The 15,995-nt window shown below is 69.9% G+C and carries 15 protein-coding genes and 1 tRNA gene; 4 read left to right on the top strand and 12 right to left on the bottom strand.

Features of this window, described 5'->3' with window-relative positions:
• Window positions 1–83: 83 nt before the first annotated feature.
• From FXF68_RS34650 to FXF68_RS34625, 6 genes are all read right to left on the bottom strand, one after another.
• Window positions 84–626, bottom strand: coding sequence for a nucleoside-diphosphate kinase (locus tag FXF68_RS34650; protein ID WP_148766827.1), 543 nt, complete (start codon window positions 624–626; stop codon window positions 84–86).
• 2 nt (window positions 627–628) lie between these two features.
• Entirely contained in the window at window positions 629–1,234 is a 606-nt protein-coding gene (locus FXF68_RS34645) for a GTP cyclohydrolase II (protein WP_246179104.1), read from the bottom strand.
• A gap of 33 nt (window positions 1,235–1,267) precedes the next feature.
• Window positions 1,268–1,519, bottom strand: coding sequence for an SWIM zinc finger family protein (locus FXF68_RS34640; RefSeq protein ID WP_148766823.1), 252 nt, complete (start codon window positions 1,517–1,519; stop codon window positions 1,268–1,270).
• 23 nt (window positions 1,520–1,542) lie between these two features.
• The gene (locus tag FXF68_RS34635) at window positions 1,543–4,125 is read right to left on the bottom strand and encodes a tetratricopeptide repeat protein (protein WP_148766821.1); all 2,583 of its coding nucleotides are present in this window, start codon (window positions 4,123–4,125) and stop codon (window positions 1,543–1,545) included.
• Between the two features lie 624 nt (window positions 4,126–4,749).
• A tRNA-Val gene (locus FXF68_RS34630) sits at window positions 4,750–4,821 on the bottom strand.
• Between the two features lie 57 nt (window positions 4,822–4,878).
• Window positions 4,879–5,304, bottom strand: coding sequence for a TIGR02611 family protein (locus FXF68_RS34625; protein ID WP_148766819.1), 426 nt, complete (start codon window positions 5,302–5,304; stop codon window positions 4,879–4,881).
• A 232-nt stretch (window positions 5,305–5,536) separates the two neighbouring features.
• On the opposite strand from FXF68_RS34625, the gene FXF68_RS34620 reads away from it, so the two are divergent.
• Window positions 5,537–5,950, top strand: coding sequence for an SsgA family sporulation/cell division regulator (locus FXF68_RS34620; protein ID WP_067887785.1), 414 nt, complete (start codon window positions 5,537–5,539; stop codon window positions 5,948–5,950).
• Here FXF68_RS34620 and sthA read toward each other — a convergent pair.
• Window positions 5,947–7,350: a Si-specific NAD(P)(+) transhydrogenase gene (sthA, locus tag FXF68_RS34615; RefSeq protein ID WP_148766817.1), complete on the bottom strand. Its 1,404-nt coding sequence runs from the start codon at window positions 7,348–7,350 to the stop codon at window positions 5,947–5,949. The genes FXF68_RS34620 and sthA overlap by 4 nt on opposite strands.
• Before the next feature lie 61 nt (window positions 7,351–7,411).
• Window positions 7,412–8,020, bottom strand: a complete 609-nt coding sequence (locus FXF68_RS34610; RefSeq protein ID WP_148766815.1) for a TetR/AcrR family transcriptional regulator — start codon at window positions 8,018–8,020, stop codon at window positions 7,412–7,414.
• A gap of 108 nt (window positions 8,021–8,128) precedes the next feature.
• Between FXF68_RS34610 and FXF68_RS34605 the strand changes: the two genes are divergently transcribed.
• The 3 genes from FXF68_RS34605 to ppgK are packed head-to-tail and all read left to right on the top strand — an operon-like array spanning window position 8,129 to window position 9,998.
• Entirely contained in the window at window positions 8,129–8,872 is a 744-nt protein-coding gene (locus tag FXF68_RS34605; RefSeq protein ID WP_148766813.1) for an SDR family NAD(P)-dependent oxidoreductase, read from the top strand.
• Window positions 8,872–9,192, top strand: coding sequence for a DMT family transporter (locus FXF68_RS34600; protein WP_148766811.1), 321 nt, complete (start codon window positions 8,872–8,874; stop codon window positions 9,190–9,192). The genes FXF68_RS34605 and FXF68_RS34600 overlap by 1 nt, the downstream gene beginning before the upstream one ends.
• A gap of 29 nt (window positions 9,193–9,221) precedes the next feature.
• Window positions 9,222–9,998: a polyphosphate--glucose phosphotransferase gene (gene ppgK / locus FXF68_RS34595; protein WP_148766809.1), complete on the top strand. Its 777-nt coding sequence runs from the start codon at window positions 9,222–9,224 to the stop codon at window positions 9,996–9,998.
• Here the strand turns inward: ppgK and FXF68_RS34590 are convergent.
• The 4 genes from FXF68_RS34590 to FXF68_RS34575 are packed head-to-tail and all read right to left on the bottom strand — an operon-like array spanning window position 9,988 to window position 15,984.
• Window positions 9,988–12,696: a glycoside hydrolase family 38 N-terminal domain-containing protein gene (locus FXF68_RS34590; RefSeq protein ID WP_187438254.1), complete on the bottom strand. Its 2,709-nt coding sequence runs from the start codon at window positions 12,694–12,696 to the stop codon at window positions 9,988–9,990. The two genes, ppgK and FXF68_RS34590, sit on opposite strands and share 11 nt — an antisense overlap.
• The gene (locus tag FXF68_RS34585) at window positions 12,687–13,886 is read right to left on the bottom strand and encodes a CehA/McbA family metallohydrolase (RefSeq protein WP_148766807.1); all 1,200 of its coding nucleotides are present in this window, start codon (window positions 13,884–13,886) and stop codon (window positions 12,687–12,689) included. The genes FXF68_RS34590 and FXF68_RS34585 overlap by 10 nt, the downstream gene beginning before the upstream one ends.
• Complete coding sequence (locus FXF68_RS34580; protein ID WP_246179098.1) at window positions 13,883–14,827, bottom strand: ABC transporter ATP-binding protein; 945 nt, start codon at window positions 14,825–14,827, stop codon at window positions 13,883–13,885. The genes FXF68_RS34585 and FXF68_RS34580 overlap by 4 nt, the downstream gene beginning before the upstream one ends.
• On the bottom strand, window positions 14,824–15,984 hold the full coding sequence (locus FXF68_RS34575) for an ABC transporter substrate-binding protein (RefSeq protein WP_246179097.1): 1,161 nt from the start codon (window positions 15,982–15,984) through the stop codon (window positions 14,824–14,826). Before FXF68_RS34575 ends, FXF68_RS34580 begins: the two co-directional genes overlap by 4 nt.
• Window positions 15,985–15,995: the final 11 nt, after the last annotated feature.

The raw sequence follows: 15,995 nt of genomic DNA, 5'->3' as shown, positions 1-15,995 counted from the left end.
CGGTGTCGAGGCAGAGATCACCGAGCACGAGTACCTTCATGCCGCCGCCTCGACGCCATGACCGCGCGGACTCGGATCCGCGCTCACGGGGACGGAGTGCCCGCGCACCAGATCTCGATCTCCCGCAGGGCCTCGGATACCTCACCAGAGGCGTGCACGATGTTCTCCAGAGCGCGCTTCTCCTGGAAGCTCAGGATCACGTCGTCGGAGCAGTGGCCGCCGCGGAGGGAGCCCGGGTCCGCCTGCGACGGCAGCGTCGCACCGATGATCTGCCGAGTCTTGCGGACCGCGGCCGGACCCGCCGCCTGGAGCACTACGATCGGGCCGCTGCACATGTAGTCGACCAGCCTCATCCTGATCAGCCGGCCTACGTCCGGTGCGTTCTCACAGCCGGTGAGCTCGCGCCAGTCGATGCCGTTCGCCTGGAGCCGCTCGACCGCACGGGCGCCCGCGTTCTCAAGCCATTCCGGATCCTCCGCGTAGTGGTCGAGGATCTGGGCCTTGGTCGCCCGCGTCAGCTTCAGTTGTACGATGCGCAGGCCCGCCTGCTCCAACCGGCTGACGACGCGCCCCACGAGGCCGTTCGCGACGCCGTCGGGCTTGATGATCACCAGGGTCCGCTCCACCGTCAGACGCTCCCGCTCTTGAATCCGCCGATGGTGTACCCCCGGGCCAGCTTGTCCTCGTAGTACGCGCGGAGCCCGGGGTGCTCCTCGAGATCGACCGCGACCGAGTGCATCCCACTGACCGCAATGTTCCGCTCGGTGAGCCCTTTGGCCTTCTCCGGGCTGTCCGAGAGCAGCAGGACGGACCCGACCCGCAGGTCATGGAGGACGGCGGCGGCACTGTTGTAGGTGCGACGGTCGGCCGCGTAGCCGAGCCTCTGGTACGCCTCGGTCTGCGGGATGGACTCGCGCTCGGCCAGGCTGGCCGCCAGCATCAGCGCCATATGCCCGTTTCCCCTGCCGTCCTGGTCAAGCCAGATGATCACGCCACGGCCCTGCTCCTTGATGAAGAGCTGGGCGGAGATAAACTGCTCTCGGCAGTCGCATTCGACGCTGTTGAAAACATGCGCCGAAATACAGTCGGAGTGCATGCGACAGGGAACGTCCGACGCGCCGCTCACCTCGCCGAGGACGAGCACTATCAGCTGGTCCTGCCCGTCATAGTAGAGCATCTCGCGCCAAACGCCGAACGCGGTTCGTAACGGCCTTTCGGCAAGCCGTATGATCATCTCTTTCACCTCGGTTCCTGAATCGGTTCTTTCTTACGGCCGACGGATGCCCAGATTGTCGAACAACATCTCCTGCACGGCCATGACATGGCTGCAGGTCTTTCGCATCGCATAGAAGTCACAGGTGCAGGACCATATTTCGTTCGAGAAGGAGACCTCCCTTTGCGCGTGTTCGGACTGCATGGTCACTCTGAACTCACGGAGCGTCACCCGCCCGGGTTCCTTGGTGTATCTATGAGCCTTCTTCCGTTTGGCGACGATCGCACTGTCTTCCTCTACGTTCATGGGAACATCCTGGGTGTTGAGCCTCATTGATCCGCAGCAGGTCGCATGGGGATCTTTTCCTGCACGGCCCAGCCGACGATCTCCTTGGCAAGCCCGATGTTCAACTGCCGGGCGAGATTGACCGCCTCCAAGGCATGCGTTCCGGCCTCCTCACGGGCCCCGCGGGCTGCCGCGAGAACGGCGCGTCCGTATTGGGCATGGGCGATCCATACAAGGTCGACCAATCCTTCCGATATCTGACGACTTTCGGTGAAAAGCCGCTCAGCGGAGACCAAGTCGTGCTGTTCTACGGCAAGTTTCGCCAACTGAAACAACGTCGCCTGCTCCATCACCGGATCACCGACCAAACGCTCGATGGCGAGGGCCTGCGAGTACAGATCTCGTGCCGTGTCTATGTTGCCATCCGCGTGCTCGATACGGGCGAGTTCGTGAATAGTCTTAGCAAGATCCCGATCGGCGCCTCGCGCCTCCCTAACGGTGCGGGCATACTCAAACAGCAGTCGGGCGGCAGCCAGGTCGCCTCTGCGATAGAGGACCTTGCCGAGCTGGTGATCGATGTCCGCGAGGGCGTGTCTCAGCTCGGAAGCGCTTTCCTCGGCCAATTGGCGGCCTGCCCGGTAGGCGGCTTCGGAACCGTCGAAATCACCGCATCTATACAGGACTTGCCCTTTTCCAAGCAAAGCGGTCAGTTGGTCTCGCGGCCGGTTCAGCGCCCGTGCCGCCTCGAGGGCCAGTTCGTAGTCGGAGGCCGCTTGGTCGAACTCGGCGAGGCGGTAGCGGACGAGCCCCCTCCTGAGAAGGAGGCGGAGGCGGGCGGGCGCGCCATCGGGGACCATCGCCGCGGCAGACTCCCCGATGTCGAGAAGTTCCTTCGCGACCTTCCACGGGCCCCGGCGCAGGAGCGGCAGATCCGCGTCGCCGACCACCTCGACGCAATAGGAGATGATCTCCCGCCACATTTGTAGGTCCTCGGCGAGCCGGAGCGTCCGCCTGATGTTGCCGAGTTCGTCGCCAGGGTAGCCATCGAATTCAGAGGACACTTTCTTCTGGATGTCCAGATGTCCTCTGATCAGCGAACGAGCCTTCTCGTCGGACAGCCGGTCATGGTGCAACCTCAGGTGAGAGACGACGAGCGGGTGCATCACGCAGTGCACTTCGCCGGCGAGATCGTACCGCCCGATGATCGCCGCTCCATGCAACTCGTTGAGGACCTGGGAGTAGAGGGCGCGAGCGGCCTCATCGGCTCCTGCCGCCTGCGCCACGAGGCTGCGCCAGGTCTTCTCCCTGCAGCGGTCTTCGAACATGGACCACGCGGCGATGAAGTCCATGACTAGGGGCTGCTTCTTCTCCAGTTTAGAAATGATCTGCCCCAACACCTCAGAGTTGATCTGTACGGGGCCGCGCAGGTGGTTCCTCTGAAGGTCTTCCTTGAGCGTCGACCACGACTGTCCGATGTCGAGCACCGAACCGGCGGATACGAGCGTCCGAGGGTGCATGAAACATAACTCCGCGACGAGCGCTATCTCGTCTCCGAGGAGCTGCTGAGCACGTTCTCGGCCGCCGAGCAGGCCGATCATCAGGTCGCTGGACGCCGACACGGGAAGGGAACCGACATTGACTCTGTTGGGGCCGATCATCTCCTTGAACTCCTGCGGGTATTCCTGGGAGATCAGGATGGCCCGGCCGCCCACGCTCGTGTTCCAGGCGGTGAACAGCGCGCGAAGTTCCTGCAAGGTCTCCTCGGACGCGCTTTCCAGGTTGTCCAGGACCAACAGGCATCTGCTCGCCGAAAGGCGCCGGGAGACCTGCGCGGCCAGGACCGCATCCGGCCCCTGCGTCAGTTCCCATCCCAACGCCCTCGCGACGCCCTGGTAGACCGGTTCGCCACCTGGCCGGAAATAGCCGATTCCGTCAGGAAATCTCCAGTTATAGCGGCTGGCGAGCGTCTGGGCGAGGGCCGTCTTGCCGAACCCGGTCACACCGGTGATCGCCACGAAAGGCGAGTGCGATCGCTCACCGAAGAGGATGTCATAGATCTTGATGGCCTCGGTCTCGCGGTCGAAGAACTGGTGGTGAAGCGCGGGGAAACTGTTGTGCGGAGAGCAGGCCAGGAAGTTCGGAGATGCAACCCCTGATTCGATCTTGAAGATCGCCTCCTCCGTCGCCCGGCCGCGGACCCTCAATGCAGGCTCCGACTCGGGGGCCAGCCCGGAAAGTTCAGTCGACGCCTCACTGACCGCGCGCTCCGGGCTCATTCCCGCGAACAGCATCCGATAGATATCCACGAGCACGGCCCGAGCGGAGGCTCGCGGAATATCCCCGGCAGCCGATATGACGGTGACCCCGGCGGCCGATCGCGCGATACTGTCCGCCAGCTTCTCGGTCGCGCACCCGTTGAGAACCAACAGTAGATCGGAGCACTGTCTGAAGAGCCGGGCGAACCTGTCGTACGGCAGCCTTACCATCAACCCATTGTCCGCCTCGAACTCAAGGTGTTCCCCGGTGGCGTGCATCGCGATATGGACGATGTCGAACTTATTGGTGGCCAGCGCCATCCTGAGCATGCCCACGGTCGGCGGATTGAGCGCGATGATGTCGACGTCCACACGAAGCTCGTCCAGCGCGCGGTAAATCTCCTCGAGCTCGTGACGAGGCTCCAGCCGCTCCGGATCATTGAGCGGGGACGGAGTGACAAGCAGGATGCGATGCTGCGCCGTACTAGCTGCGAGCGACTCTGTCAGGGTTACGGGCCGCCGACCCGAATCCCGGTTTTGGTCATACAATTATCCCCCATGCCACCTGGAGTGGGCCGATTTTATACCAAGGTCCCTACGTTATTGCAGTCCAGATACGGACACTATGTATAAGCACCAATTTGGAACCCTCTACAGAAAGGATCTCCACACAGATGGCGTCCGTCGCACACTGGATCATGATGGAAAGTCCAGTGAGGAGGCTCTTCGCCGCGTTCCGGTGCGCGCGCTCGGTCGTGGGGCCGGCCAACACCTACCGACCGATCGCGGACGTGCCGTGAGCACTCCGCGGAAGGCGCGACGCGACCGCGCTACCGGCTAGCCACGACCCGGCCGCCCTGTGCGCCATCGTGAGCCTCGCCGCTCTACTCCATGAGGCCCCGACCGCCTCGGGCTCCACGCGCAGGTGACCACCAAGACGGCGAAGAGGCCGCTTCCATGTGTTGGAAGTGGCCTCTGGCCTTGCTTGGTGAGGGGTGGGCGATACTGGGTTCGAACCAGTGGCCTCTTCGGTGTGAACGAAGCGCTCTCCCACTGAGCTAATCGCCCCGGTGGCCGAAACTCTAGCGCATGTCGGGGGTTGCGCGTGCATCCGTTCGGCGGGGGTCAGGTCCAGAAGGCGGGGTCTTCGATGTTCCAGGGGACGACGAAGCCGTAGATGGCCAGGTAGGCGGCGACGGCCGCGGCGGCCAGGACGGCGGTGGTCGTGCCGAGGATCAGGTTGCGGCGGCGTTTGCGGGGGTCGAACGCCTTCTCCTTGGCGCGGTCGGCGGCGGTCTTGGCGCGGTGGAGGGCGCGCTGGGCCCAGGCGAACTCGGTGGCGAGGATCGCGAGGCCGATGACGATGCCGAGGAGGCCGGGGCCGGGGGTGACCATCATGACGAGGCCGCCGATGAGCACGGTGGCGCCGACCGCGAAGACGCCGGCGCGCCAGGCCGTGTTCAGGAGGGGGTTGCGGCGGAGGCGGGCGCGGAAACGGTGGAACCGTCCCTCCTCGTCCGGTTGGGCTTCCTTTTTGTCGCTGATTGCCACGGCTTTACTTTAAGCCAGGGAGTTGAAGTCGAAAACCGGGAAGATCCGTTGGCGAGGGTCGCGCGGGGCGTCTTTGTGCAGGTCAAAGGCGGTGAGATGGGTCACAAGGCCCCGGGACGCCGGAATGTTCCAACGCGCTCAGGCAGTTAGGCGTCATAGATCGCGGGGATGTCCGTGGGTGGGAGCACCGGGGGCACTCCCCGCCAGGGGACCGACGTCAGAGGGAATGGCCATGGACAGCAGTACCACAGTCTCAGCGGAGCTGGGCCTTCGTCTCGTCGTCCCCGACCGCACGACCGTCCCTCTGCTCGCCGGGATGGAGTACGCGGCCGACGACCCGTACGCGATCCGCATGGCCTTCTACGTGGGCGATGACGAGCCGGTGGAGTGGATTTTCGCTAGAGAGCTGCTGACGGTCGGCATCGTGCGCAAGGTCGGGGACGGGGACGTGGAGGTCTGGCCGGGCTCCGACGACGGCACGCTCAACATCGCGCTGTCGTCCCCGTTCGGGGACGCGCTGTTCGAGGTGCCGCTGTCGCCGCTCGCGGACTTCCTGCACCGCACCTACCAGGCCGTCCCGGCCGGTGAGGAGAGCGAGTTCATCGACATCGACGCGGAGCTGGAGAACCTGCTCTGGCCGTCCTAGCCGGACAGGCGGGCGATGTGCCGCATCTTGTTCATCGCGTCCAGGGCGGCGACCTTGTAGGACTCGGCGAGCGTGGGGTAGTTGAAGACGGCGTTGACCAGGTAGTCGACCGTCCCGCCGCAGCCCATGACGGTCTGGCCGATGTGGACGAGCTCGGTGGCCCCGGTGCCGAACACGTGGACGCCGAGGAGCCGGTGGTCCTCAGGTGAGACGAGGAGCTTCAGCATCCCGTAGGAGTCGCCGATGATCTGCCCGCGGGCGAGCTCCCGGTAGCGGGACACGCCGACCTCGAAGGGGATCTTGGCCTCGGTGAGGGCGTCCTCGGTGCGGCCGACGAAGCTGATCTCGGGGATGGTGTAGATGCCGATGGGCTGGGTCTCATGGATCTCCGCGACGGGCTCGTCGCAGGCGTGGTGGGCGGCGAGGCGGCCCTGCTCCATGGACGTGGCGGCGAGGGACGGGAAGCCGATCACGTCCCCGACCGCGTAGATGTGCGGGACCTCGGTGCGGTAGTGCTCGTCGACCTTGATCCGGCCGCGCCTGTCGGCGGTGAGCCCGGCGGCGTCGAGGCCGAGGTCGTCGGTCATGCCGTGGCGTCCCGCCGAGTACATGACGGTGTCGGCGGGGATGCGCTTCCCGCTCTCCAGGACGGTGATCGCGCCGCTCTCCATGCGCTCGACGGACGCGACCGTCTCCCGGAAACGGAACGTGACGGCGAGGTCGCGCAGGTGGTACTTGAGCGCCTCGACGATCTCCAGGTCGCAGAAGTCCAGCATGCGCTCGCGGCGCTCGACGACGGTGACCTTGGTGCCGAGCGCGGCGAACATCGAGGCGTACTCGATGCCGATCACGCCCGCGCCGACGACGACCATGGTCTCCGGGATGCGGTCCATGTGGATGATGCCGTCGGAGTCGATGATCGTCCGGTCGTCGAACGCGACGGTCTCCGGACGGGCCGGGCGCGTCCCGGTGGCGATCACGACGCGGTCGGCGCTGACCTTCTGCTCCCGGTCGCCGTTCCCGTTGATCCCGACCGTGTCGGGCGACCGGAAGCGGCCCCGGCCGGGCAGGACGGTCACGCGGTTGCGGGCGAGCTGGCTGCGGATGACGTCGGTCTCGCGGCCGATGACGTGCTGCGTCCGCATGCCGAGGTCGGCGACCGTGATGTCGTCCTTGACCCGGTAGCTCTGGCCGTACAGCTCGCGCTGGTTGAGGCCGGTCAGGTAGAGGACGGCCTCGCGGAGCGTCTTGGACGGGATCGTCCCGGTGTTGATGCAGACGCCGCCGATCATGTCGCGGCGGTCCACGATGCCGACCCTGCGGCCCAGCTTGGCGGCGGCGATGGCGGCGCGCTGCCCGCCGGGACCCGAACCGAGGACGAGGAGATCGAAGTCGCTCACGCCCCCAGTCTGACGGCCCGCGGGCGTCCGGTTAAGGGATTCTCGTCATGATCTGCCCAGATCATCCGGCCGGTGCGCCCGAGAGGAGCCCGGAGGCGAGGGCGTCCAGGCCGTCCTTGATGCGGTCGAGCGGCATCCCGCGGGTGCGGCGCTGGTGGAGGAACAGGTTCGCGGCGAGGGGCGCGAGGAGCGCGTCGGCCAGGTAGGCGGCGTCGGCGTCCGGGCGGATCTCGCCGATGAGCAGGGCGAGGTGCCGGTGGTAGAGGCCGTAGGAGCCGTCCCTGAACCGGGCGTCGGCGGGGTCGGACTCGGCCGTCAGCAGCAGGTCGGCCTGCGCCTCGGTGCGGTCGGCCAGGGCGTGCAGGAAGGCGCGCAGGCGGTCGCCGGGGGGCGCGCCGGGCCCGAGCGGCGGCGGCCCCTGGATGAACGCGGTCTGGAACTCGCGCTCGCGCTCGTCGAGCACGGCGTAGACGAGCCGGGCGCGGTCGCCGAACCGGCGGTAGACGGTGCCGACGCCGACCCCGGCGGCGCGGGCGACCTCGTCCATGGACACGGCCTCCGGGCCGCGGGTGGCGATCAGCTCGGCGGCGGCGCGGAGGATGCGGCGCCGGTTGAGCGCCGCGTCGGCGCGCTCGGCGGGCGGGCTTCCGACGACCGGCAGGTTCCGCATCCCGTCCCCTCTCGGTTCGGCTTGGCAGCGTAGCGGAGTTGTATCCGGAAAGTTTTCCGGTTAACCTCGCTAAGCGGAAACTTTTCCTATTACACCCCGGAGGACGGGATGGGTGCGAATCTTGAAGGACGATCGGCCCTGGTCACGGGCGGCGGGCGCGGCATCGGCGCCGCGATCGCGCTGCGCCTCGCCCGTGACGGCGCCGACGTCGCGGTGACCTATGTGCGGGCCCCGGAGCGCGCCGCGGAGGTCGTCCGCGGCATCGAGGCGGCGGGCCGGCGCGGGCTGGCGATCGCCGCCGACGCGGCCGACCCGGCGGCCGTGACCGCGGCCGTCGACCGGACGGCGGCGGAGTTCGGACGCCTCGACATCCTGGTCAACAACGCCGGGATCGCCCCGTACGGGCCCCTGGAGGACGTTTCGGCCGACGAGTTGAACCTGACCATCGACATCCACGTCCGGGCGGCTTTCGTGGCGGCTCAGGCGGCGTCCCGCCATCTGGGCCGGGGCGGCCGGATCGTGAACATCGGCAGCAGCATGGCCGAGCGCGTCCCCTACCCGGGGTGGACGCTGTACGCGATGAGCAAGTCCGCGCTGACCGGTTTGACCAGGGGCCTCGCCCGCGACCTCGGGCCGCGCGGGATCACCGCGAACGTCGTCCAGCCGGGCTCGACCGACACCGAGATGAACCCGGCCGACTCCCCGGACGCCGAGTTCGAGCGCGGGTTCTCCGCGCTCGGCCGCTACGGTCGCGCGGAGGAGATCGCCGCGATGGTCGCGCACCTGGCCGGGCCGGGCGGCGACTACGTCACCGGCGCGGCGATCTCGGTCGACGGGGGGTACGCGGCCTGATGGCTTGGATCTTCCTGCTCGTCGCCTCGCTGATGGAGCTGGTGTGGGCGACGGCGTTGAAGCAGTCGGACGGGCTGACGAAGCTCTGGCCGACGGTGATCGGGCTGGGCGTGGCGGTGCTCAGCGTCGCCGTGCTGTCGCTGTCGCTGCGGCAGCTCCCGGTCGGGACGGCCTACGCGGTGTTCGTCGGCCTCGGCGCGGTCGGCGTCGCGGTCGCCGGGATGATCGCGTTCAGCGAGAGCACGTCGCCCGCCCGGCTCGTGTTCCTCGGGCTGATCGTGGCGGGGGTGATCGGCCTGCAGCTCGTGGAGGGCTCTTAACGCCCGCGCCCACGGGGCAGAGTGGAGTCATGGCAAGCGAGATGCTGGGGATCGACATCGGCGGGTCCGGGATCAAGGGGGCTCCCGTCGACCTGTCGGACGGTTCGTTCACCCAAGACCGGTTCCGCGCGGCGACACCGCATCCGTCCAGGCCGGAGGCGGTCGTCCGGGTCGTCGCCGAGATCGTGAAGCACTTCGGCTGGGAAGGGCCGGTCGGCGTCACCTATCCGGGCGTGGTGATCGACGGGGTGGCGCTGTCGGCGGCGAACGTGTCCAAGCACTGGATCGGGGTGGACGCCGCCGCCCTGATCACGGAGGCCACCGGGTGCGCGGCGACCGTCCTCAACGACGCCGACGCGGCCGGGATCGCGGAGATGCGGCTCGGCGCCGGACGCGGCCGGGGCGGCACCGTCGCGGTCCTCACGCTCGGGACGGGCATCGGCAGCGCGGTGTTCACCGAGGGCGTCCTCGTCCCGAACACCGAGTTCGGGCACATCCAGATCGACGGCCGGGACGCGGAGCATCGCGCGTCCGCGAAGGCCCGCGAGGACGAGGGCCTCGGCTGGGAGAAGTGGGCCAAGCGGCTGAGCGTGTACCTGGGCACGCTGGAGGCGCTGATCTCCCCGTCGCTGTTCATCCTGGGCGGCGGGGTGAGCCGGAAGGCGGAGCGGTTCGTCCCGCTGATCAAGGGAGTGCGGGCGGAGATCGTCCCGGCGCGGCTGGTGAACAACGCGGGCATCGTCGGCGCGGCGATGGCCGCCGCCGCGCACTCCCCCGGTCGCGGCGCCGGTCAGGTCACCGCCTGAGTCGGACGGTCGCGATCTCCCACGGGCGGAGCGCCAGCGTGGCCGTCCCGTCGCGGACGTCCAGCGGCAGGACGGGCCGTCCGCGCAGGTCGACGCGGTCGGCCTCGGTGAACGCGCCGCGCAGCACCGCCGTGACCGGCTCGTCCCGCTGGGCGGTGATCCGGGCCTCGATCCAGCCGTCGCGGGCGCGCAGCGAGGTCATGACGACGCCGTCGCCGGTGATCGCGAGGCCCTCGCGGGACGGCGTCGCGGGCGCGCCGGCGGGCCCGTACCCGGCGGCGGCGAGCAGGTCGTGGCGGAACTCGTCGGCGGCCCGCAGGACGTCCGGCCCCGGCCGCTCGCCGGAGGGCATGACGGCGAAGGAGACCGTCCGCTCGCCCCGGCACTGGGCGGCCGGGGTGGGGAGTTGCGGCCCGGCGGGCTGGTCGCGGTAGGCGTTGCGGTCCCGCGACAGGTGACCGACCGAGCGGAGGAGGGTGAGCGCCAGCTCCCGTCCGCCATCGGTGACCTCGTACTCGGTGACGTGCTCCAGCAGGACGGCGAGCCCGCCCGCCGCGACGAACCCGGACGCGGGGAACGTCGGCACCGGACGCTCCCCGAAGCCGCCCTCCGCCGTCAGCCCCCGCTCGGTGATCGCGAACTGCCCCTCGGCGAACGACGACCCGGCCAGGCCCGGCAGCGGCAGGTGCAGCCGGACGCGGTGGTCGTCGCAGCGGTTGTCGAACGTGACCGACAGCCGCAGGAAGGGCTCGCCCACGCGCAGCTCCGCCCGCGTGGTGACGGTCACGTCTTCCTCAGCCTCGGACCTGGCGTCGCGGTCGAAGTCGCCGGAGGCGGGCCACCGGTACGTCCGGACGATGTCGTAGGCGGCGATCAGAGGGCCCGTCCAGACGGGCTCGACGCGGACGGTCAGCGGATCGGAGACGAGCCGGTCGGCGGCGGGCGGCGCGTGGTTGTAGGTGTCGCCGAGGTCGCCGCCGTCCACGACGCGGCCGACGCCCTCGGCCGCCCAGCCGGACGGGGTCCGCAGCCCCAGCGTGCCGTCGTCGCGGATCTCGGCGCGCAGCAGCCCGTTGTCCAGGACGTTCCCGGAGGCCGTCACCGGAACGAAGTTCGGGACGGCGGCGGACGATCCGCCGGCACGCACCGAGGTCAGCCCCAGCGCGGGCACGCCGACCAGCGCGGCGACCGTCCGCCTCGGGTCGGCCAGGATGCGGACGCGCCACTCCCCCTCCGCGTCGCGCAAGGCGGAGCGCACGTCGCCGATGTCGAACGGCGTGTCGGCGCGGGACGTCACGTGGAAGGTGAGCGTCCGGTCGTCGCGGGACACCGACCAGTCGCGGACCTCCTGCCCGAACAGCACCCGCCCGTACACGCGCTCCAGCACGATCGGCAGCGCCGAAGCCGGGTGGACGGCGTCGTCCAGCACGGTCGGCGCGACGTCCAGCGTCTGCGCGAGCACCGGCTCCCCGTCGCCGGTCACCAGGGGCTCGTCGCCGGGGACGTCCACGGTGACCAGGCCCGTTCGGGGCGCCGGCGACGGGTTGAACACCGCGTGCGCGCCGAGCGGCACGAACACGGCCAGCTCCGCCGTGACGAGGTCGCAGACGGCCCGTCCGAGCTGCTCGGCCTCCGCCATGTGCGCGGCGACCTGCTCGGCGGTCTCGTCGCTGCCGCAGCCGGTGACGGAGTCGTGGCAGCTCGCCTCGACGAGCCGCCGCCAGGCGAGGTCGAGGAACCGCCGCGCGTCGCCCGTGTACCAGAGCGCGGTCAGCGGCTCGGCGTACCGCTCGACGAGCCGCTCCGCCCGTCCCATCACCTGCTTCAGCCGGATACGGGCGGAGAGCACGCCGGGCAGGATGTTCGCGCGGGCGTGCGAGCGCAGCTCGCCCCGGACGCGGAGCAGGCCGTCCACGGACGGGTCCTCCCCCGCGAAGTACCCGGCGAGCGTGTCGAGGCGCATGTCCGTCCCGGCGTCCGCGACGCGGTCGGCGAGGTCGGCGGCGGGCGCGGTGTGGTCGGCGCCGTACATGGCGAGCAGCGGGCCGCCGCGCGGATACCAGCCGCCCATGGCCTCAGCGAACCCGGCGGCGCGCCCCGGCAGCAGCGACGCGCCGTCGCCGAACTCCTCGAACATGGACGCGGCGTTCCCGTACCCGCCCTCCGGGAGGTACTGGGCACGGATGGCCGTCCCGTCCGGGGCCTCCCAGGCGAAGGCGTGCGAACGCACCCGGTCCGGGACGCCGCGCCACACGCACGCGTGCTCGATCCCCGCCAGCCGCAGAATCTGCGGCGTCTGCGCGCAGTGCCCGAACTGGTCGGGCAGGTAGCCGACCATCATCGAGCCGCCCAGCTCGTCGGCGCGGCGCGTGCCGAGCTCCAGGTTCCGGACGATGTTCTCCCCCGAGCACAGGAACTCGTCGTGCAGGATCTGCCAGGGCCCGACGGCGAGCCGCCCCTCCGCGACCAGCGCCGCCACCCGCTCCCGCCGCTCGGGACGGATCTCCAGGTAGTCGTCCACGGCGGCCATCTGCCCGTCCAGGGTGAAGCGCCAGCGCGGGTCGGCCTCCATCCGGTCGAGGACGCCGTCGAGCAGCGACACCAGCCGCAGCCGGAACCGCTGGAACGGCAGGTACCACTCGCGGTCCCAGTGCGTGTGCGGGACGACGACGATCTCCGGAACCGGGTTCACCCGCACAGCGCGATCACCTCGTTCTCGTAGGTCTCCAGCCGGTGCATGCCCGGCCCGTCCGCCGCGACCCGGACGCGGTCGCCGCGCACCGCGACGCGCCGCCCGTCCGGCCGGATCAGGACGGTGCCGTCCGCGCCGACCGCGATCAGCTCGTCGTCGACGCGGAGCAGGACGGGCGCGTCCGGCCCGGCCGACACCGACGTGCGCCCGGCGGCGAGCGCGCCGAGCACGTCCCCGTCCTCGGCGAGGACCCAGGTCAGCGGGTCGCCGAGGGTCTTGTGCTGCGCCGGGTCGTGGAAGTCGCTGCCGCCGAGCGGGACGATCCCGTCCGGCCGCCACACGTCCGCCCAGGCGAGCGGCGCGCCCCAGCGGCGGTCCCACCAGGACGAGTGCCAGATCTCGGCGAACCGGGGCCGGGCGGCGGCGGGCAGCGGGCGGCGCCACGCGCAGTCCCCGGACAGCGGATGGTTGATCGACATCACGCCGCCGCGCTCCTCGGCGAACGCCGCCCAGTCGGCGCTCGGCCGCCGGAAGTCGACCCAGCCGGTGTCGCCGAACACGTTGGCGTGCCCGAGGTCGGTCGTGACCTCCTGGCCGGGCACCAGGTGGATCCCGGCGTGGGCCCCGGCGGCGGGCAGCAGCGGATGGTGGCTGACGGTGTTGTGGTCGGTCACGGCGAGGAAGTCCAGGCCCCGCGACGCGGCGAGGCACGCCAGCTCGTGGACGGTCAGCGTCCCGTCGCTGTGGACGGTGTGCGAGTGCAGGTCACCGGCGAGCCAGCGCATTCCTTCCGGAGCCGGGAGATCCCGGCCGGGCGGACGTTCCGGCGCGGGCGGCGGGGTCTCCTCGGGCCGCCGCGCGGGCGACGTCGACGTGGTGACCGTGACCTCGTATGGAACGCCGTCCGGCAAGATTCGGTGGAGGCCGAGCCAGACGTGCCATGTGCCGGGTTCCAGTTCCCCTGGCAGGTACCCGGGCGTCGCCCACTCGGGACCGATCGTGAACTGGGTGCGCGCTCCACCGGACCAGCCGCGGAACCCGTCCGGTCCGTGGCAGCCCAGGTCGATGACGCCTCCCTCAAAGGAAAGCTCGACCGTGATGGACGCCGTCCCTGCCGGGACGTCGAACGGCAGTTCGCGGAGCCCTCGCTCCAGGCGGTCCTCCACGGTCCAGCGTCCTCGGTGCACCGTCGTCATGCATGTCCCCCGTCCTTGGTCAGCCCATCCTCAGCAAGCGAGGCCACAGCCCGCTCCTCCCGTCCCGTCGCCCTTGCCGTCACCAGTTCGCCGTCCCGGTAGAGGAGGAGGCGTCCGGGACGCGGCAGCGCCCACGCCTCGCTGCCGTGCACGACTTCCATCTCCTCCCCCACCACAACGGACAGCGGTTCTCCGTCCACGTCCAGTGTCACGAGTGACGAGCCGCCGAGGTGCTCCACGACCGACACCCGTCCGTGGAAGGCGCCCTCCGCGGGCTCCTCTGCGTAATCCAAGTACTCGGGGCGTACCCCGCACACGATCGGCTCGCCCGCGCTCATCTGGCCGCGCGCCTCCTCCGGGACGGGCAGTTCCGTGCCCGCGACGGCGACGCGGCCGTCCCGGACCGTCCCGGGCAACAGGTTCATGGGCGTCGAGCCGATGAACGACGCGACGAACAGGTTCGCCGGACGCCGGAACACCTCCACCGGCGTGCCGAGCTGGCGGACGCGCCCCGCCTCCATGACCGCGATCCGGTCGGCGAGCGCGAGCGCCTCCGCCTGGTCGTGCGTGACGAACACGGTGGTGACCCCGAGCCGGAACTGAAACCGCTTGAGGAACGTCCGGGCCTCAAGCCGCAGCCGCGCGTCCAGGTTCGACAGGGGCTCGTCGAGGAGCAGGATGCGCGGTTCGGCCACCAGCGCCCGCGCCAGCGCGACCCGCTGCTGCTGACCGCCCGACAGCTCCCCGGGACGGCGTCCCTCCAGCCCTTCCAGGCCCAGCTCCCCGGCGGCGTCGGCGGCGCGGGCGTGCCGCTCCGCGCGGCGCCGCTTCTTGACCCGCAGCGGGTAGGCGATGTTGTCGCGGACGGTCATGTGCGGGAAGAGCGCGTAGTCCTGGAACACCATGCCGACGTCGCGCCGCCCGGGCGGGAGGCGCGTCACGTCGGCGCCGCCGAGCCGGACCGTCCCGGCGGTGGCCGTCTCCAGGCCCGCGGGTACTTGGTGCCCGGGTTCAGGACGGTGATCGCCCCGCCCGACATGCTCACGAACGACTGGCCTCGCACGCCCTTGCCCGGTGCGACGGCCGGGATCAGCGCGTAGCCGACGTCCTGGTCGCGGGTCTTCATCTTCGCGACGCCGGACCTGGGGTTCAGGACGTCCCGCCAGAAGTAGTCGCCCTCGGCGAGGATGCCGATCCTGCCGTCCGCGAACTCCTCGAACGACTTGTCGCGGCCCTTCGCCTCCTGCTGGAGCTTCGGGTCGCCGAGCCCCTCACGTTCGTAGATCTGCGCGTACAGGCCGAGGACCTGCTTGACGGCCGCGCCGCCGCCCGTCCACTTGCCGTCCGCGTAGACCTCGGCGCCCGCCCCGGCCAGCATGGGCAGGACGCCCTGCATCGTGGTCGCCTCGCCCATCGCGGTGCCCGCGTTCAGCTGGACGGGTGTCACGCCGGGGAGCCGTTTCAGCTCGCGCGCCGCCGAAAGGACGTCCTGCCAGTTGCTCGGCTGCCACGCGGCGGGGAGCCCGGCCCGCTCGAACAACCTCTTGTTGTAGAAGAGCACGCGGCCGTCGGTGGCGGGCGGGATCCCGTACCGCTTCCCCTCGAACGACGCCAGCCGCTGGACGGACGCGGGGATCGTCGTCCAGCCGTCCCAGGCGTCGGCCGGCGCGCCGACCACGTCCTGGAGCGGTTTGAGGTATCCGGCCTGGGCGAACTCGCCGACCCAGATCCCGTCGATGTCCATGACGTCGGCGCCCGACCGGGACTTCAGATCGAGCGCCAGTTTCGTCTTGTACGCCTCGTCGTCGACGCCCTGGCCGCGGAACGTCACCTTCGCGGTGACGCCCTTCGCCTTCTGCGCCGCGACGAACCTCGGGATCACCGTCCTGGTGATCCATTCGGCCTCTTCGCTGTTCTTTCCGCCTTCGATGGCGTTGCGGGTGATCGTGAGGGAGAAGCTCTTCGCGTTCCTGCCCCGGTCGGGGTCCGTCGAGGATCCGCCGCCGCCGCACCCGGCGAGCGCCGCGCCCGCCATGACGAGCGCGGCCGCCGCGCCGATCCGCCTCCTGGAGAAGACCATGTGGTGGGAGAAGACCATGTGGTGACCTC

The sequence above is a fragment of the Actinomadura decatromicini genome (assembly GCF_008121305.1).
In the GTDB taxonomy this organism is placed as follows: Bacteria; Actinomycetota; Actinomycetes; order Streptosporangiales; family Streptosporangiaceae; genus Spirillospora; species Spirillospora syzygii.
Note: the sequence above shows the minus strand (reverse complement) of the source record. Positions and strands in the feature narration are given on the sequence as shown.

Bases quoted from the DNA above. Each gene is read 5' to 3' on its own strand.
- FXF68_RS34645 (WP_246179104.1), bottom strand. From the start codon at position 1,234: ATGATCATACGGCTTGCCGAAAGGCCGTTACGAACCGCGTTCGGCGTT.
- FXF68_RS34640 (WP_148766823.1), bottom strand. From the start codon at position 1,519: ATGAACGTAGAGGAAGACAGTGCGATCGTCGCCAAACGGAAGAAGGCT.
- FXF68_RS34620 (WP_067887785.1), top strand. From the start codon at position 5,537: ATGGACAGCAGTACCACAGTCTCAGCGGAGCTGGGCCTTCGTCTCGTC.
- FXF68_RS34610 (WP_148766815.1), bottom strand. From the start codon at position 8,020: ATGCGGAACCTGCCGGTCGTCGGAAGCCCGCCCGCCGAGCGCGCCGAC.
- FXF68_RS34605 (WP_148766813.1), top strand. From the start codon at position 8,129: ATGGGTGCGAATCTTGAAGGACGATCGGCCCTGGTCACGGGCGGCGGG.
- FXF68_RS34600 (WP_148766811.1), top strand. From the start codon at position 8,872: ATGGCTTGGATCTTCCTGCTCGTCGCCTCGCTGATGGAGCTGGTGTGG.
- ppgK (WP_148766809.1), top strand. From the start codon at position 9,222: ATGGCAAGCGAGATGCTGGGGATCGACATCGGCGGGTCCGGGATCAAG.
- FXF68_RS34585 (WP_148766807.1), bottom strand. From the start codon at position 13,886: ATGACGACGGTGCACCGAGGACGCTGGACCGTGGAGGACCGCCTGGAG.
- FXF68_RS34575 (WP_246179097.1), bottom strand. From the start codon at position 15,984: ATGGTCTTCTCCCACCACATGGTCTTCTCCAGGAGGCGGATCGGCGCG.